Source organism: Sphaerisporangium sp. NPDC088356 (assembly GCF_040685555.1).
Lineage (GTDB): Bacteria > Actinomycetota > Actinomycetes > Streptosporangiales > Streptosporangiaceae > Sphaerisporangium.
This window is the reverse complement of the sequence record NZ_JBFBIK010000067.1, coordinates 24,060-40,784: the sequence shown is the minus strand read 5'-3', so window position 1 is coordinate 40,784 and position 16,725 is coordinate 24,060. Positions and strand designations below refer to the sequence as shown.

General features: G+C 66.3%; 9 protein-coding genes. 2 read left to right on the top strand and 7 right to left on the bottom strand.

Features of this window, described 5'->3' with window-relative positions; translation table 11 throughout:
- The 5 genes from AB0O34_RS23370 to AB0O34_RS23350 form a co-directional block, all read right to left on the bottom strand.
- Positions 1 to 471, bottom strand: a 471-nt coding sequence (locus AB0O34_RS23370; protein WP_363918573.1) for a helix-turn-helix domain-containing protein, incomplete at its 3' end; no start/stop codon positions are given.
- 314 nt (positions 472 to 785) lie between these two features.
- The gene (locus AB0O34_RS23365) at positions 786 to 2,786 is read right to left on the bottom strand and encodes a tetratricopeptide repeat protein (protein WP_363918571.1); all 2,001 of its coding nucleotides are present in this window, start codon (positions 2,784 to 2,786) and stop codon (positions 786 to 788) included.
- The gene (locus tag AB0O34_RS23360; protein ID WP_363918569.1) at positions 2,783 to 7,504 is read right to left on the bottom strand and encodes a histone-like nucleoid-structuring protein Lsr2; all 4,722 of its coding nucleotides are present in this window, start codon (positions 7,502 to 7,504) and stop codon (positions 2,783 to 2,785) included. The genes AB0O34_RS23365 and AB0O34_RS23360 overlap by 4 nt, the downstream gene beginning before the upstream one ends.
- Positions 7,505 to 8,009: 505 nt before the next feature.
- Positions 8,010 to 8,525, bottom strand: coding sequence for a hypothetical protein (locus AB0O34_RS23355; RefSeq protein WP_363918567.1), 516 nt, complete (start codon positions 8,523 to 8,525; stop codon positions 8,010 to 8,012).
- Positions 8,509 to 9,954, bottom strand: coding sequence for a protein kinase (locus tag AB0O34_RS23350; RefSeq protein ID WP_363918565.1), 1,446 nt, complete (start codon positions 9,952 to 9,954; stop codon positions 8,509 to 8,511). The genes AB0O34_RS23355 and AB0O34_RS23350 overlap by 17 nt, the downstream gene beginning before the upstream one ends.
- 571 nt (positions 9,955 to 10,525) lie before the next feature.
- Between AB0O34_RS23350 and AB0O34_RS23345 the strand changes: the two genes are divergently transcribed.
- Positions 10,526 to 13,423, top strand: a complete 2,898-nt coding sequence (locus tag AB0O34_RS23345; RefSeq protein WP_363918563.1) for an AAA domain-containing protein — start codon at positions 10,526 to 10,528, stop codon at positions 13,421 to 13,423.
- Here the strand turns inward: AB0O34_RS23345 and AB0O34_RS23340 are convergent.
- A complete protein-coding gene (locus AB0O34_RS23340; protein WP_363918561.1) occupies positions 13,391 to 14,074 on the bottom strand; it encodes an ATP-binding protein in 684 nt (227 codons plus the stop codon). The genes AB0O34_RS23345 and AB0O34_RS23340 overlap by 33 nt on opposite strands.
- Before the next feature lie 220 nt (positions 14,075 to 14,294).
- Between AB0O34_RS23340 and AB0O34_RS23335 the strand changes: the two genes are divergently transcribed.
- Entirely contained in the window at positions 14,295 to 15,671 is a 1,377-nt protein-coding gene (locus AB0O34_RS23335) for a helix-turn-helix transcriptional regulator (protein WP_363918559.1), read from the top strand.
- 114 nt (positions 15,672 to 15,785) lie between these two features.
- Here AB0O34_RS23335 and AB0O34_RS23330 read toward each other — a convergent pair whose 3' ends face one another.
- A complete protein-coding gene (locus tag AB0O34_RS23330; protein WP_363918557.1) occupies positions 15,786 to 16,706 on the bottom strand; it encodes a hypothetical protein in 921 nt (306 codons plus the stop codon).
- Between the last annotated feature and the right edge of the window lie 19 nt (positions 16,707 to 16,725).

Here is a 16,725-nt window from a genome sequence, read left to right as displayed (position 1 = left end):
CTTCCAGGTGGTGGTGGTCTGCCAGCTCACCCCACCCTTGCGCAGGATCCGCCGCAGGTGCTCACGGCTGATCGCGGCCACGACGCCACGGGCGATCAGGTGCTCGGCCAGCGTTTTCAGACTCCACGTCGACATCCCGGTGATGCCCCACTCGGCGGGGACCGTCTTGGCGATCAGGCAGATGTGTTCACGCACCTGGTTACTGATCGCTCGTGGACGGCCCCCGCTCCATTTTGGGTCCAGCGCGTCAAACCCCCGCTGGTTGAAGGCATGGATGACATCACGTACGTAGTCGTCGCTGACCTGCATCAACGAGGTGATGTCCGGGACGCTTTGGCCCTGGCCGGACATCATCACCACGATCGCCCGCCGCAACTTGATCGGATCCTTCGCAGTCCGCGTGATCCGCTGTAGCTTGCGGCCTTCCTCCATCGTCAACGCACGGACGAACACTTCCGGTCGGCGAGCCACGACCACCTCCCACCATCGAAGAAGCAGCCAGCCTGACCGGTTCACCGCCGGAGATCAATTACCTGGCCGAGGTTCAGTGACGGGCCACTAGTCCGTGGCGGTACGAGCGTTCCGTGACCACCTGCGAAGTGAACTCGCCGCGTGAGGCCGTACCTTCCGCGCGTCCGGGATCTGCACGCAACTCGGTGTCGCCAGAGATGTTGATGCCGACGGTGGAGTCTGCTACTCCCACACGAATACTTCCAACGCCGTCGAGCACGGCGGGCACGCTGGTGGAGCGCAAGAGCCGATTAGCCCCTGATTGTTCCGCTAGATTAGCGGGCAGTACCTCCGAGGTCGTGGAGTAGTTGGACGGCTTGTGAATACCGTTCTCCGTGCTTCGCCGGAGAGTGCCTCATGAGGGCAGAGTAAATATCTACTGCCTCGTCGATTACCTGCCGTGCGTCGCCTGATCGTCCAGCGTCCCTCAGGGACGCGGCGAGGCATTCCAGACTGAAAGCCAAGGCAGGCCCGTGGGCTTCTGAGTCGTGTCTCGCGAGGATGCGGAAATGTGCGACGGATTCATCGTGTGCGAGCACGGCATCTTGGAGGCGGCCGATCGAACTAAGGCTGATTCCGTACGTACGCAGGGTGAAGGCCAAGTCGCCCAGATGCTTCTCCGGATCAGTGAGGCAGAGCTCCCGGAGGTGTGTCGCCGCCTCGTGGGCAGCCGTCACCGCTTCGAATCCGCGGTTACAGGAGTTCAGCGTGCTCGCCAGGCTGGAGAGTGCATCTGCCAGACCAGACAACCACTGTGTGTCTCCCTGTGCTAGTGCACGGTAGTGTGCGACCGCCTCTTGCACGAAGGGAGCGGCCTCGTAAAAGCGATCGACAAAATTCAAGATCCGGGACAGGTTTGTTAGGGCTTCGGCTAGACTTGAGCGATACTTCGGACTCTGCCGGAACAGGTCGCGGTAGAGCTCGACTACTTCCTGGCAGACAGGAATGCTTTCATCGGGACGGCCACTCAACTGGAGGTCTCTTCCAAGACTGGTGAGGGTTTCTGCCAGGGAAGGAAGATGGGCCACGAGCTGGGACTTCCCTAGCGCCCGGTAATGGTCGATGCTTTCCTGCCGAGTAAGGATCGCCTCATGATGGTGATTGTTTAGTCGCAGGAGATGCGCGTAATAGTCGAGCGCTTCGGCCAGCAGCTCGGAGTCGTCGCTTGGACCTTCAGCCGCGAATGAGCGGTGTAGGGACACCGATTCCGCAATCGCGTCGAGGGCATCGCGTGTCAACCCCTGACGCGCGAGGATGACGGCCAGAATGTACAGTTTCGCGGCGAGGCCGACACCATACTGATCGTGGTCGGAGCTAGCCAAAGTCCTATAGTAGGCGACCGCCTCGCGCTGGAAGGTTAGAGCATCTGCGCTTCGACCGGTGTCGGAGAGATGGTTCGCGAGACACGTCAGGAGGTCGGCAAGGGCGGAATCATACGTCGTCCCCGTTTCGGCGACGAGGCCCCGATGGAGGTCGATGGCCTCGATGAGCGTGGGTATCGCGTCCTCATCGGCTGCGGTGAGCCGGTGGTAGAGCCGAGCAAGCTTCTTCGCCAGGAGCGACACATAGGTGTTCGGGTCCGATCCCAGGAGAATCCGGTAGTGGGCAACCGCTTCCTGCTGACACTCGACGGCGCGATCGAATTGTTCGATTCTCTGGAGGTGTACTGCGAGGTCGTCGAGAACATCAGCAAGCGCTGGCCGAAAGGCCTCGATGTCAGCTCGCGCGAGTTCTCTGTATAGGGTGACCGCTTCCTCGGCTGAGCGCACCGCATCCGCGTTGCGCCCAACGTCCCCGAGATGCACGGCCAGATGCTTGAGAGAGATCGCAAGCGACTCAAGCCACCCGTCAGGGTCATGCTTCACCTGTTCGCGCAGTGCCTGGGTCAGATCGGTCTGCACGATGACCGCAAGCTCGTCAAGGTACGGCACGCTGTAGGGGATGGACTGCGACAAGGTAGTAAGCAAGTTGAGCGATAGGTTCCATGAGTTCAACAACTTGGTAAGCCCGGCGGCCAACGCTTCCGGTTCTGCACAGTGGAGTGCGGCGGTCACAGCCACTGGTGCCAATTCGGGATGCTCATCGAGGATGTCGGCGATGTGATCGTGCGCTTCGCGCCAGGTTGCCGAAGAGGCGGCAAGATCGATAAAAGCATGGAAGGCCGCGATGTCTTGGTCGTCTTCCAGGTGGGGTGGCGTCTCGACGGTCGCGTGACATCGAGGAGCCGGGATCTCGCGCACCGCGGTGGACAGCCGGCTCCACACATCGTCGCTCATCCGTCCACGTTTTCTCGGCCCGACGCCTGCGCATGCTGATACGCCTCGATGATGTTCCCGGAGAGGCGTCCACGCTCACCGACGGCGTAGCCTTGGTCACGCGCCCAGGCGCGGACCTGTGTCACCTCGGCTCCGTCTGCAGGCGAACGCGTGACCCGAGGCGCGGCCACTGACTTAACAGGCCATTCCTCCATGTCAGAGCCATTGCTGCCTTCGAGCCCGTCCCAGCCCTCGGCGGTCGACAGGGTCAGGGCACTCCACGACGACGCCGTGCTGTTCTCTTCTTCGGACTCGACCTCGCCGGGAGAGATGCCCCTGCGGGCGAGGGCGTCCCAGAGGGATTCCAGTGCGGAGGACGGGTCGAAGTAGAACTCGCTCTCGCGGACCCGCCAGAATCGCCAGCCGGCCCGCTTCAGCTCACGTTCGCGATCGAGGTCGGCCTCGCGCTGTTCAGGTGTGCCGTGCCAGAAGTCGCCGTCGCACTCGACGGCCAGGCGGCCCTTGGCGCCGCTCACCACCAGGTCGATGCGGCGGCCGTTGACCTCGACCTGCGGGACCACGTGGTAGCCCCGCTCGCGGATCCGGAGGAAGACCCGCTGCTCGAAAAGCGAGTCGAAGCCCGGATGCGGGTCATCCGGCGTGACGTCGGTCAGCGTGCCCGACAGCAGCGGCGGAGGCGGGTTCGTCATGTACGTGACCAGTGAGCGGCGTAGGCAGAGCGGCGACAGCAGGTCCGGGCTGACCGAATGGAATAGCCACATCTGGTCCTTCGCCCGGGAGGCCGCCACGTTGAACCTGCGCTGCCACTCCAGGCTGGTCAGAGCGGAACGCTTCTCGGCGACCACCATCGAGAGGAAGACGACGTCGCGCTCGTCGCCCTGGAAGTCAGGGGGCGTGCCCACGCGGAGCCGTCGCCTGCTCCACTCCTTGGTGTCCATGCGTTCGAGCAGCATCGTGTGAATGAGTTGCACCTGCCCCGTGCCCTGCAGCACGACGACGCCGAAGGTCTTGCCGTCGTAGGCGGGATCCTCCACGCATTCGAGGATCTTCGCCACGATGGCCTCGGCCTCGACGCGGTTGCGCAGCCGGGTGTCCGAGCCCTCGCTGTACGCCTCGGTGACCCGGACCACTTCGAGAGGTGGCAGCCGGTCGGCGCCGAACTGGCGCAGCGGCACCAGCGGCTCGCCCGCGTAGAACTGGCGAGACGAGAAGTCGATGATCTCCGGCATGCACCTGAAGTGCTCTTTCAGTCGGAGACTCGACGGAAATCTCGTCATCAAGAGGTCGAACAGGCTCGACTTCGGGGTGAACGCGCCCCGCAGGTAGGCGGGCATGTCGGGGAGGTACGTCGACAGCTTGGCGAAGATGGGTTCCAGCTCGCCGTGGCTGACGACGGAGGGCGCGCACTGCTTGTCGTCGCCCACTACGATGACCCGGGGCGCGAGCCAGAGAAGGAACAGCGCGTCGATGCTCGCCTGGCTGGCCTCGTCCACGATTATCACATCGAAGGAGTCACGATTCGGCGGGATCGTCTCCAGCACCTGCTGTAACGGCATGATCCAGGCGGGTACCGCGTCCCGCGCTTCGGCCATGGCCTCGCGGGCGAAGGCCAGGTACTTTCCGGCGTACTTCCCGGTGCCCTTGCCGAGCTTGGTGATGTGGTCCTGGTACGCCTTCAGCGCCGTCGTCTGCCGCGAGTTCATCCTGCTCAGCGCCGCCTCCCAGGCCTGCTCGGCCGCGAGCTCGGCGGTGGTGCGCATGACCTGGGTGGTGGAGACCTCCAGCTCGGACTCCAGCCGTTGCTCCAGCCCGGGCCTCCGGTGCTCGGTGAAGAACGTCTGTGCTTTGGCCCACGCCCACGCGCGGCCCCAGGTGGAGAACTCCGACCGCCACTTCCCCTCCGCCAGCACGCCGGGCAGCGCGGGGTGCGCGGCCCGGAGGCGGTCGGCCAGCTCGTCGCAGCGCCGCTGCTCGGCCAGTTCCCGGTGGGCGCTTGCGAGCGCGTTGAGGCACAGCTGGTAGGTGATCCCGTCGCGGACCGCCACGGCACCGGCCGCCTCGGTCAGCTCCGGCGCGGGGCTGCCGAGCGCGGCCTGGTGCGCCAGCGCTGTGTGCAGGTCGTTCAACTCGGCGGTGGCTTCCTCGGCCTCAACGCGAAGCCGTACGGCACGCAGCGCCCCGGCGTAGACCGTCCACTGGTCGGGTGTACGGAATGTGAGATGCACGCCCGCGCGGGTGAGCTGCCTGGCCGTCTCGGAAACCGCCGCGGTGATCTGGCGTACCCGGCCGAGCCGGTCGTAGGCGTCGCCGAGCTGGGCCACCGTACGCTGGAGCGGGAGGCCGGAGGGGAAGTCCACTCCGACCAGCGCCCAGCCGCGTAGCAGTTCCTCGGCGGCGGCCCGGCCCTCCAGGTCGGCGACGACCAGCGATAGCTGGTCGGCGTTGGACGGGCTGATCCCGTCGACCAGCGTGCCGGCCAGCCACGGCTCGGCCTGCCTCTGCACAGCGGGCTTGAACATGCCACGCTTGAGCTGGTTACCCGCGGCGAAGTGGTCGCGAAGGGCGCGGGCGGAGCGCAGGATGGCCGGGGGCCCGCCGGGCACGCCGCCCGAGGGGTACTCGATCGTGCGGAAGCCGACCAACTCCACCGCGCGCTGGGCATCCGCGAGCCGGGTCGCGTGTGCGGCGAGCTGTTCCCAGACAGCCACCTCTCGCCCGGCCATCGCGTCGGTCAGCGCGCGGACTACCCAGTCGTCCCCGCTCCGCTCCGCGACGTTGTCCGGCAGGCCGAGTTCTCGTAGCAGGCGGTTCGCGTCGGCCGCCACGCGCTCGAGATGGGCGAGCAACGGGACGTCGAGATGCTCGATCCGCTCCGAGACCTCGGTCTGGGCCTGCCTGGCGAGGTCCTGCGCCGCCGCCTCCGCGGCGATCAGGCCCTTGACGCGCTCCGGCGTGGGCAGGCTTGTGACGTCGGGAATGCGCTGCGCCGGACGCGCCCGGCGCAGCGGCGTCTCGGCGGCGAACAGCTCGACCAGCTCGGCGGCCTCGCCGACCGTGATGGGAGGTACGGTCGGCGCTCCCGCGGGCATCGGTACCGGCATCCACGAACACGCCGGCGCCTCCTGCCCGAGACGTCGCACGATCGCGGCCAGGGTGCCCGCGTAGCCGGGGGCGATCTCTGGGTGAGTGTAGGTCTCCGACTCTCGCAACGAGCGCACCCGCTCGGTCAGCTCGGCGGTCTTGCGGCGCGCGGAGTCCAGCTGGTGCCGCTTCTCGGCTATGACCTTCGCCTGCCGTTCAGGATCGAAGGTCGAGAAACGGGTGGACAGTGCCTTGATGCCGCTTTCGAGCTCGGCCGAGCCTCCGCGGCCGAGGTCGGTCATCGAGACGCACAGCTTGGCGATCTCGTCGGGGAGCTTGTCGCGGAGCACCCGCAGTGCCTGCGCCTTTTGGCTGGTGACCAGCACTCGCTGCCCTTGGGCGAGGAGTGCGGACAGGAGGTTGGCGATGCTGTGGGTCTTGCCCGTACCAGGCGGGCCTTGGACGACGACGCCGTTGTCGCCGCGCAGCCGCGTCATAATTGTGCGCTGCTCGGGGTTGGCGGGGAGCGGGAACAGCGGGTCCTCACCGATGGAGCCTCTGGTCGCGACTCCGCGCTCCCGCAGAAAGGCCATGCGCTCCGCGGGTTCCAGCGCGCTGACGAGCTGCGCGAATCCGAGGGGCGCCTGCGGGTCCGGGCCGGTCAACGTGTCGATCATCGCGTCGTAGTACGAGATCAGCGACCCGCGGTCACGTTTGCGCAGTACCAGCGCCGGGGCCTGCCGTACCTCCGCCTGCCTGGTGACGGCATCGGTAGCCACCCAGCCGGGCACGTACTGGGCGGCTATGCCCAGTCCACGATCGCACCACGACTTCAGCAGATCGGTGATCGAGCCCTGCAGCCCGACGCCCTCGCCCTCTCGGGCGCGCTGCCGGAGGCGGTCGGTGCGCTGGGGAGTCACCCCGGGGAGGTCGGCCAGTAACTCGCGGTCCTGAAGGGCGGGCGCCGTCTCACCCAGCGCGACGTCGATGCGCTCGGTGTCCTGGTCCACCTGAAGATGGACACGGGTGCTGACCAGGTGGTTGCGGACCCGGGTGCCGTCTGGAGCGACCCAGGACAGCAGGCCGGTGGCCAGCACCAGCTCCCACTCGTCGTCCAGTTGGGAAAGCCGGGTGGAAATGGAGTAAAGCTCCCGATGCCAGCGTTGCCGCAGCCGCCGCGGACGCTCCTCATCGGCCCACGTTCGCCACCGTGGCAGCCACGTGTCGTACGCCTCGACGACGTCTGGCCGGTCCTCCTGGGCCTCCTGCCGAAGCCTCGGCTCCCCGTCCTCGCCAACCCCCTCGACCTTTCCTGGACCGTTCCCGGCGAGCTCCGGCGCCTCTAGGTCCGGGTCTACGACCTGGCTTTGCCGCAGCCAGCCGGCGAGCACCGCGGGGGACGTGGGAGGCGGCTCGCTACGTACGTGCTCGACGCTGAGGATCACCTCGCCGAGTTCGGCGCTCTGGCGCGGCTCCATGGTGTCCGGCAGGTCGGCCAGCCAGAGGACCTGGCCGTGGTTCCGCAGGTCGCGTACCGGAGGCCGACGTGCCGTGGCCAGGTCGCGCAGGAATTCCACCAGCCGGGTCGTGGCATCGACCAAAAGGGGATCACGGGCGCGAGACGTGGGCGTGCTCATGCGGTTTCTCCTTCAGGTCGGTACTGCGCATGCCTTCGAGCTGAGATCACCAAGGCCGGAGCCCGGCTCCCGTAGGGACGGGGGCATCGGTCGGGGGAGGGGGTGCGGCGGACGGCGATGGCATCCGGCACGCGGCGCCTGACGGCGAGGTGTGGAACCCACCTGGTCATCTCGCTAACTCTCGGCAATCATGAAGTCGCAGCGAGGAAGATCGTAGCCATTGCGTGGTCGTAAAAAAATGGAACGGTGTAACAGTTGAATCTCGTACTAATGGCTGCCTGCACCGACCTCGCCGGCGCGGTGCTTCAGCGGCGCACTAGCGTCCGTCCTGTCAAGGGCAGATGGACGGCTGGTTACCGTCATCACGAGGCTCCTGGTAGGGACCGCGTCCTTGGGATGCGTGGCAGTTGGCTGGCTTCCTCGAAGGCCGAACGCCTAGGCGGCGACGCCAAGAGTCGAGCACATGTGAACTCGATGCACAAGCTGGAGATCTCCTCGCATTGTCTCAAAGTTTGGCGGCGTGCTTGTAATGGACCAGGTCGGTGGAGGCGATGACCTGCTGGTACCCCTTGGCGTCTTCGGGATGGGCTCCGAGCACGTAGAACGACACCTTCGAATTCGGCAAGTACCAGATCTTGGTCGTGTAGACCAGATTGACCTCGCAGGCCACCTGCCAATTCCGGTAGTACGCCTTCCTGCCGTCCGCCATCTTCGCCAGGCCGGAGTAGACAAGCCGGGAGGCGTAAGGATCGATCCCGTAGTAGAGGCCTGCCCTACCTGAAGTGCTTGAGTATGAGCCACTGGGATTCCGAGTGACGGTGCCCCCTGCCAGGCAGGGCATGTTCTGACCCCACATGAAGCCGAATCGGTTGTCCTCGATCCCATAGCCGGGCCAGTCGCGCTTCGTCGACTTGAGCTGCAAGACCATCGCATCGGGACGGTAGACGAAATCCCACGCCCCTTCGACTCCGAAGGAGTGCGGCGACTGGATGCAGGCGGAGTCGTCATCGACCTTGTTCATCCGCCACCCCCTGGGCATTGTCACGGTGATGCCCTTTGAACGACACGACCTTGCCTTTGAACAGAGGCTTCCGTACCGCTGTCTTCGTCGGAGCAGGGCTGGACGCCGTCGCCGTGCTCGCCGGTATGGAAGGAAGGGCCGCCGCCGACGGGGCCGACGTGGGGATGGTCGGTAAGGAGGCGGCGGCCATGGTTGAACGTCCCGAAGAGGAGTTCGCGATGATCGCGGTCACGGCTATAAGGGTCACCGCCACGGCGGTGACCACGTACGCGTGCAGCCAGGACGGGCCATGCTTCACCGCCTGGCCAATGCTCGGCAGCTGCGGCATTCCCGAGGCTAGGAGCGTTCCCGCGCCCTGCGGTACCGCCGGGTCGACGCCAGAGGCCGGCTTCGTCGGATCGGCCACAGGTCTACCGGATCTGAGGGCAGCCGGGCCGGTCGCCGGGACCGCGGATGCGAGCAACGTAGGCGGTACCGCCGGCGGGAGTGTGGACAAGGCAGGGGTGGGCGGCTCCGGCCAGTCAGACATCTCGTGCTTCGGCATCACCCAGGTGCGCTGGATCAGTGAGGTGATGTCCGGCGCCACCTGCTCCTTCTCCTTCGCGCGCCATGTGCGGGTCACCGCCGCGAGCACGTCATCAGCCGCAGGCCGGCTGTCCGGGTCCTTGTCCAGAGCGCGGCCCACAAGCGCGCTCAGCCCCTCGGGGACGCCCGTCAGGTCCGGGGTTTCCTCCCGTACTCGGTAGGCCAGCACTTCCGGTCGGCCGGCGCCATAGGGAGGCTCGCCGGTCGCCGCGAAGAGTACGAGCAGGGCCCAGCCGTACACGTCGACCGGGGTGCCCACCGGGTCGTCGCCGTACTCCTCGGGGCTGATCCAGCCGGGAGAGCCGATCAGCATCCCGGTGTGGGTCATCGCGGTGTCGTCCAGCACCTTGGCGATGCCGAAGTCGATCAGACGCGGTCCCCGCGGGGAAAGGATCACGTTGGACGGCTTCAGGTCCCGGTGGACGACGTCTACGGCATGCATGGCCACCAGCGCCTCCGCCAGCCCGGCGGCAAGTCCGTACAGCGCGTCGCCGGTCAGCGGCCCCTCGGCCCGCACGTGCTGTTCCAGCGTGGGGCCGGCGATGAACTCGGTGGCCAGCCACGGGCGCTCCGTGCCGGAGTCAGAGCCGAGTACGCGCGCGACGCAGGCCCCGTCGACTTCGGTCAGCACCGAGATCTCCCTGCTGAACCGGCGCCGGAACTCCAGGTCGGTCGACAGTGCCTCGTGTACGAGCTTGATCGCCACCCGCCGCCCCGCGCGGTCCACACCGGCGTAGACCATACCCATGCCGCCTGCTCCAAGGCGGCCGACGACCCGATAGGGACCTATTTCATGCGGATCGGCCGCTGACAGCGACTGCACGCGCCCTCCGGGAGATTTCATACGACTTGAGCGAAATCCAGCCCGAGGCGCAGATCATAGGACTAAACCATCTGCCACAGGTTGGAAGTTTGTGCATGCCATTCACGCAGTGTCAGTGGCCATGCTGAACTGCCCTCTGGTGCGGGGTATGCAAGCGAAGCCCCAAAAGGCAGGGGGTTGGCGTGCATTCTGGCGATAACGCGATCAGGGGAGTTGGAGGTCAGGACATTCGATGTAAACCTCCCCTCTCTGGTGGACGTCATCAGAAGGTCGGCGAGTCTCCTGGAGGACTGCTGTGGGCTGCTCCGGCGTTCGCCGAACGGGCCACAGACGACCAGGAGGTACGAGTTGCGCTGCATGCCCGGACCGGTCATTAGAGCGTATGTGAATGCTAAACACAAGTGTTTACTAGTATCTAGACAAAACAGCGAAGACTGCCTATCGTCGCGTTTACATCCCGTGGCGGGCTCTGGGGGCCTAGCGGCGGTTCGTTCGATGTCCATAGAGACCGAGCGGCGGCTGTCTCGTTCGTGACGGATGCGCACCGGCCTGCTGTGACCGGTGCTGACCCGTTGGCGAGGAGCGGAGCGGCATGGGCATAGGTCTGGAGAGGAAACTCGTCAAGGTCGTCGAGAACGCGTTGTCCAGCGGGCCGATGCCGCAAGAGGCCTTGCTCGCAACCGTCCAGCAGGCCGGCCTGCGCGTTGATGCGGGCGTCCTGTGGGAGACGTGTAAGACGCATGGGATCGCCGACCTTCGGGGTGAGTCGTGGGTTCTTCGCTCATCCGCCGTGCCGGACCGCGGAGCGATCGTGCCGGACGGTGTGTCGAGGGAACGCTCCAATCCCGATCCCATAGCCGTTCCTCATCAGCGCAGCCAGGAGGAGCAGGATGCCGCCGCCGAGGTGGGACGTCTCGGCAGCTCGCTGGGAATTCCCGCGGTCGAACCGGTCCCGCCGCCAGGCCCCGTGCCTGGAGCATGGGCTGACGCGGCAGAAGGCGCTTCCCGGGCTTTCGGCGATGAACTGCAGGCGGTCTCCAAGCGTCGCACCCAGACAGATGTGCCGCTCACCATGGGGACTGAAGCCGGGCGGGCGGGAAGCCGGAGGATGATGCGTTTCGAGGCGCAGGGCGAGGTGGGTGTGGCCGAAGGCACGCCGGCGACCCTCATCGTCACAGACGCTCAGTTCGAGGTCGAAGTGGTCTCGGTGTTCGGCAACGTCGTCACCCTGTCGACGCCCCCGGACACTCCGGCGGCGAGCGAGGCGACGCTACGCCTTGACCTGTCATGGCTGCTGATAGCTCAGAGTCGGCGACTGCACGAACTGGCCCACGGCGGGCCAGGATTCGACGGCAGCGCGGCGCTGGCCGTCGTGACCCATCAGCATCAATGGGGTTCGGCGGCTCCGGTCGAGCTGCCGGAGGGCACACTGGAAGGCCTCAACAACGGACAGCGCAGCGCCGTCGAGCGAGCGCTGGCTCCTGGGCTCACTTGGCTCTGGGGTCCGCCCGGCACCGGCAAGACGACGACGATCTCCGCACTGGTGGCGGAACTGTGTGCCCGCGGGCAGCGGGTCCTGCTCGCCGCTCCGACGAACGCTGCACTCGACGTGGCGATCCAGGCGCTGCTGAAGCGTCTCCCGGACGTCGATGAAGGCCTGCTTGTGCGCCTCGGCCAACCGGCGGATTCTTCGCTGGTCGACCGGAACGCCGGTCGGATCCTGGTCGATGAGATCGCCGCCGCCCGTGGCGAGCCGATCGCGAAACGCCGCGTGGAGGTCGGCCGGGACATTCGACAGCGTCGCCAGGAACTCAGCTCGCTCAAGCGCCGCCTGGGGCAGCTGACGTCCGAGGAGGAGACCAGGCGACTTCGGGTGGAGACACAGATCGCGCACCTACAAGCCCTCCAACGTGAGCTGGACAGAAAACTGCTCGCCGTCCGGCGTCAGGTCTGCAGGGAGGCCACCGTGGTGGCCGCCACCGCGCATCAGGTGGTCCTCGAAACGCTCAAACAGTTGACATTCGACGTGGTCATACTCGACGAGGCCAGCATGACCTCAGCGGCGTTGGCCATGCTGGTGGCCGGTGCCGGACACGGGCATACCGTCATCGCGGGCGACTTCCGCCAGCTGCCACCGATCGCCGTCGCCGCTACTCCGCCGGCCCAGGAGTGGTTGAAGCGCAGCCCGTTCGAGAAGGCAGGCATCTCTACCGCCGTGGCCAAGGGATGTGCGCCCGCTAACCTGGCCGCACTGACCGAGCAGTATCGTATGCGCCGGCCCATCGGGGACGTCGTCAGCACCGCCTTCTACCCCGAGAGCCCGCTCGTCACCGCACGCGGTGTCGCGAGCAGAACAGTGAGAAGCAGGGCGCCGTGGGCGAGCAGCGAACTGGTCTTCATCGACACATCCAGCATGAGAGCCCGCACGGCCCGTAGGCAGGGCATGCTCTCCCGGTACAACCTCATGCATGCCCAGCTGGCCGCCGCGTTGGTCGGCAGTGCGACCAGCGAGCTCCACGATCTCGCCCTCATCACGCCCTTCGCACCTCAGGCACGTCTCCTGGAGTCGCTCCTGCCGGGAACACGCTTTGAAGATTGGGCCGCTTCCACAGTTCACCGATTCCAAGGTGGCGAGCGTGACATCGTCATCTACGACACCGTCGACACCGGGCATGGAGTCTCGCCGTTACACCCGTGGTTCACCGACGGAAGCGCCGGGAGCGAGGGCGCGCGCCTGCTCAACGTCGCGGCGAGCCGCGCCCGCGACAACCTGGTGGTCATCGGCGCCCTCAACAGCCTCCACCGGCCCGGTTCGGCGCGCGACGCGGTGTGGACGTTCTTCGCCCATCTGCTCGACAGGGCGGAATGTCTCCCTTGGGAGAAAGTTCTCACCCTCTCCGCCGGCGTTACTGAGTACGTTCAGAATGCGGTCACCCAGCGACTTAGGAACGACATCGCCCGAGCTGCCACTGTCGAGATGTGGCTGCCTCGGGCACCACTGCACAGTCTTCCAGCGCTTCTCAAGGAACTACGGTGGATGCGCAACGAGGACCCGGACACCGAGGCGGTGACGATCTGGGTCGAGCCGGAACCGGACGGCTACCTGTCCGCCGAGGCCTTGCGGGCACGGCAGGAGGGCATCAACGTACGGCCGCTCATGCCCATCCTGGAGTCCGGCGCCGTGATCGGTGACGTCGTCTGGTCCTCGTCCGCCCCACTGCTCGGACCCGCCCCCGGAGTCGTGCTACGCACCGAGCACCGGGCCTTCGCCGACGCGATCCGCCGCGCTCAGCGACGTCGTCCGGGCGTAGCACCCGGCAGCGGGCAGCTCGGCGATGACTGCGGCCGCTGCCAGCGCATGCTGATTCGCTATGAGACAGGCCGGCGAGGCCAACCGGACCTCAGGTACGAGTGTCATGCCTGTGACCGTCTTGGCAGGACAACCAAGGGCAAGGCATCAGTCCGGCTCAACGGCCGAACTGCCGGCTGAGACGCCGGGCGTACCGGTTCCGGGCATCGGATGGCGCTGAGTCCACTGGCGAAGTCGCTCCAGGCCAGGGCCTAGGTCGGGGAGTGAGAGGAACGTCAAGCGGGTGCCCGACGCAGTCGGAAGAGCGAAGGCGACGGCCTTGCCGGGGGCTTCAGTGGTGATCGTGGTCGTCCGGTAGGCCTGGCAGTGGCCCTGGGACAGCTCGTAGGTCAGCAGCAGGCCGCGTCCGTTCTCGGCGAGCAGCGACAGATCCGGCTCAGGCAGTGTGGAGAGCCGATGCAAGGCGTCGCGGATCTTGTTGGGCTCCGGGTCGCCGTCGACCACCTCGCACCAGGTGGGGATGCCATCGACGTGGTAGACGCGCAGCTCGTACGGCGGGTGGGCATGCTTCTCGGCGTTGGCTGCGAGTTCCGAGCCGATGATCTCGGCGTCGGTGATGGCGTCGTCGTCCAAGCCGGCTTGCCGGAGCACCTCACGGATCACGGTGCGAGCGCGCCGCGCGGCCGAGCCGTGCGGAAGGAGCTTGACCAGCACGCGTATATCGCGGTTCTGCACTGTGGCGGCAGGCTCCTGGCCGGGGTGTGTGAGCCGGCTGGGGACTTCAAGGGAGCGGTCGTCGGACTCCTGGGGGGTGCTGTCGGCGGGCAGCATGATGACGCTCCGTTCGCTGTCGATGACGTTTGACAGCAGGAAAGGTCAAGGGGCGGGAGAAGTGAACGGCGCCGCCTGTTCGTTGGCCCGTGGCCGGGGAGTGGCGGGGGCGGGACTGGTCGATCTCTGGTCGTTTGCCGTGAAGGGCTGGCCCCCGGGTGCCCGGAGGTGTAATCGTCATCACATTAAGTGGTCAGGTGATTACTAAGGGGGAGTCGTCATGGGCGTACCGCAGCGCCACACGGGCCGTCCCGAGCTGGTCAGGGCGCGCAGGCGGCAGGGGATGAGTCAGGAGGCGGCGGCGGAGGCGATCGGGGTGTCGTCGACGACCTGGGCGCGGTGGGAACGAGGTGAGCAGGGGATCCGTGCTCGTCACCGGGCGCGGATGGCCGTCGTGTTCCAGGTGGAGGCGGGGGAGGTGGAGCGGTGGATAGAAGGGTGGGCCTTCGGGGAGACATCATCATTGCCGGTCGCGGACTTCGGAGGCGCCTCGCTGGCGGCTACGGTGAAGTCGGCCGAGCATTTGTGGAGGTTCGAGATGGATCCGTCCCGTCGCCATCTGCTGGCCACCTTGCCGTTCGTCCCCACGGCGCTGGGGGAGTGGCTGGTCTCCTGGAACTACGGTCTTCCGGTCGAGTCGGCCGCGCAGCACGGGTCCGGGCCCGTGGTGGGTATGGCCGATGTCAACCGGATCAACGAAGCCCGCAAGGCCTTCAGCCAGATGGACCACCAGTTCGGAGCGGGGTTGGTCCGACCCGTGGTCTTGAGGTACTTGAACGGCAACGTCGCGCCGCTGCTGCGTGGCCGCTACGACGACAAGGTCGGGGCCGAGCTGATGAGCGCGGCGGCGGGCATGAGCCGGATGGCGGGCTGGACCGCCTTTGACCTGCATCGTCATGGCCAGGCCCAGCACCACTTCGGTCAGGCATTGAAATTCGCCAAGGTAGCCGACGACCCACTCACAGGCGCGTGGGTGTTGTCGACATTGACACAGCAGGCGATACACATCGGCCAGCCCACCTGGGCGGTATGGCTGGCCCGTGCTGCGGCGGACGCCGCGCGCAGGGCCCAAGCACCTCCGCGGGTCATGTCCTTGATGTTGGTCAGGGAGGCTTGGGCGACGGCCTCGCAGGCGAAGCCGTCGGAGACCGGCGACCAGCACAGCGTCAAGCAGGTCGAGCGGCTACTTGTCGAGGCGGAGCGAACCCATTCACAGGGAGCCGCTGACCGTGATCCAGCGTGGGTCGCCGTGCTGGAGCCAGTGGAGTTGAACGCTGAGGCAGGCAATTGCTGGCGCCTGATCGGCAAGCACCAGCGGGCCGTCGACTGTGCGGAAGCTGCCGTGACCGCGTTCAGGCAACACAGTCCTCGATCTGCTCAGTTCAATCGGGTGCACGCCGCCGAGGCGTACCTCGGGATGGGCGAGCTGGAGCAGGCACTGGACTCAGCGCGAGCCGCGATCCCCATGACGAAGGCGGTGAGTTCTGTTCGCTCGGTCGAATGCCTTCGGAACTTCGCGGGTCGGCTTGAGCCGTACGGCAGCAGCATGATGGTCCGCGAATTCCGCGACCACCTGAACCGCGAACTCGCCGCCTGACCACGTTGTCCGCTAGTCGACGGGCCGGAAGCCGAGCACACCTGGAGTCGTCCAAAGTGGATGTTGTGCGTTGATGCCGCGGCCGAAGTCGGTCAGGTGCAACGACCGCCAATCCTAGGCAATCGGTGCCTGATAGTAGGACAGCCGTACTTCGACTCCTGAGGCATGCCCGGCTTCGGAGAGGGCCGTTCCCGTGCTGCTGGGCGTCCATACCCATGGTCGTACGTGGTTGATGGCGGTGTCCCCGTTGGTGGCTCGGTGGACGAGTTCCTCGCGGAGTGCGGAGCGGAAGTCCTCTGCGTCTGTCTTGGTGGCGAATTCATACGGCAGGGCGCGTTGTTTGTGATCGGCCTGTACGAGCTCGGCGTACTCCAAGGCTTCTGCCAGCTCATCGGCCTGGCTCTGGGCTTTCGCGGGTGGCGTGGCCCTCGACGGCGCTTCTGTCTTCCAGGGGTGGCCCGTCAAGAGTTCGGCGCGGAGCCAGGTGGCGAACTGTAACGCGTGCAGGCGATCGTCGCCGTCGGCGCCGGTCCACGCGGAATCGATCGCCTCCGCGACGTGCTCCCAGGTCGTGGTGCTGTAGTGGGCCCGGTCGGGAAGCCCAGAGGGTTCCGATGGAACCCGATCACGGGTTATGTACAGGAAGTCGACCGGGATGTCTGGGTAGTGATGTAGACCTAGCTCGATGTATTCGTCTACTTGGCGTTCGCGGACGCTTCCCGCCTCGGTCTTGAGTTCCACGAGCAGAAGCCGATCCGGCCAGTGTAACGCCAGGTCAGGCCAGCGATTCTCCTGTCCAGGGTGGAGAGCCTCCAACTTGAATTCCCAGTAAACGGCCGGCCGGGGGGCACCACCGCGTGCTTGCGGGTCGAGGAGATAGAGCAGAAGCCGCCCCTGGGGGCAGAGTTCGTAAGCAGTGTTGATTCTCTTCGGCCGGTCGCCGATCAGGAGGCTGGTCAACATGAGCTGGGCGAACCACTCACGGCCGGCACGGGCAAGATTGATCCGCTCGACAGCGGGATCAGGGATGGCCATGGGATTCCTCTCCGCTGAT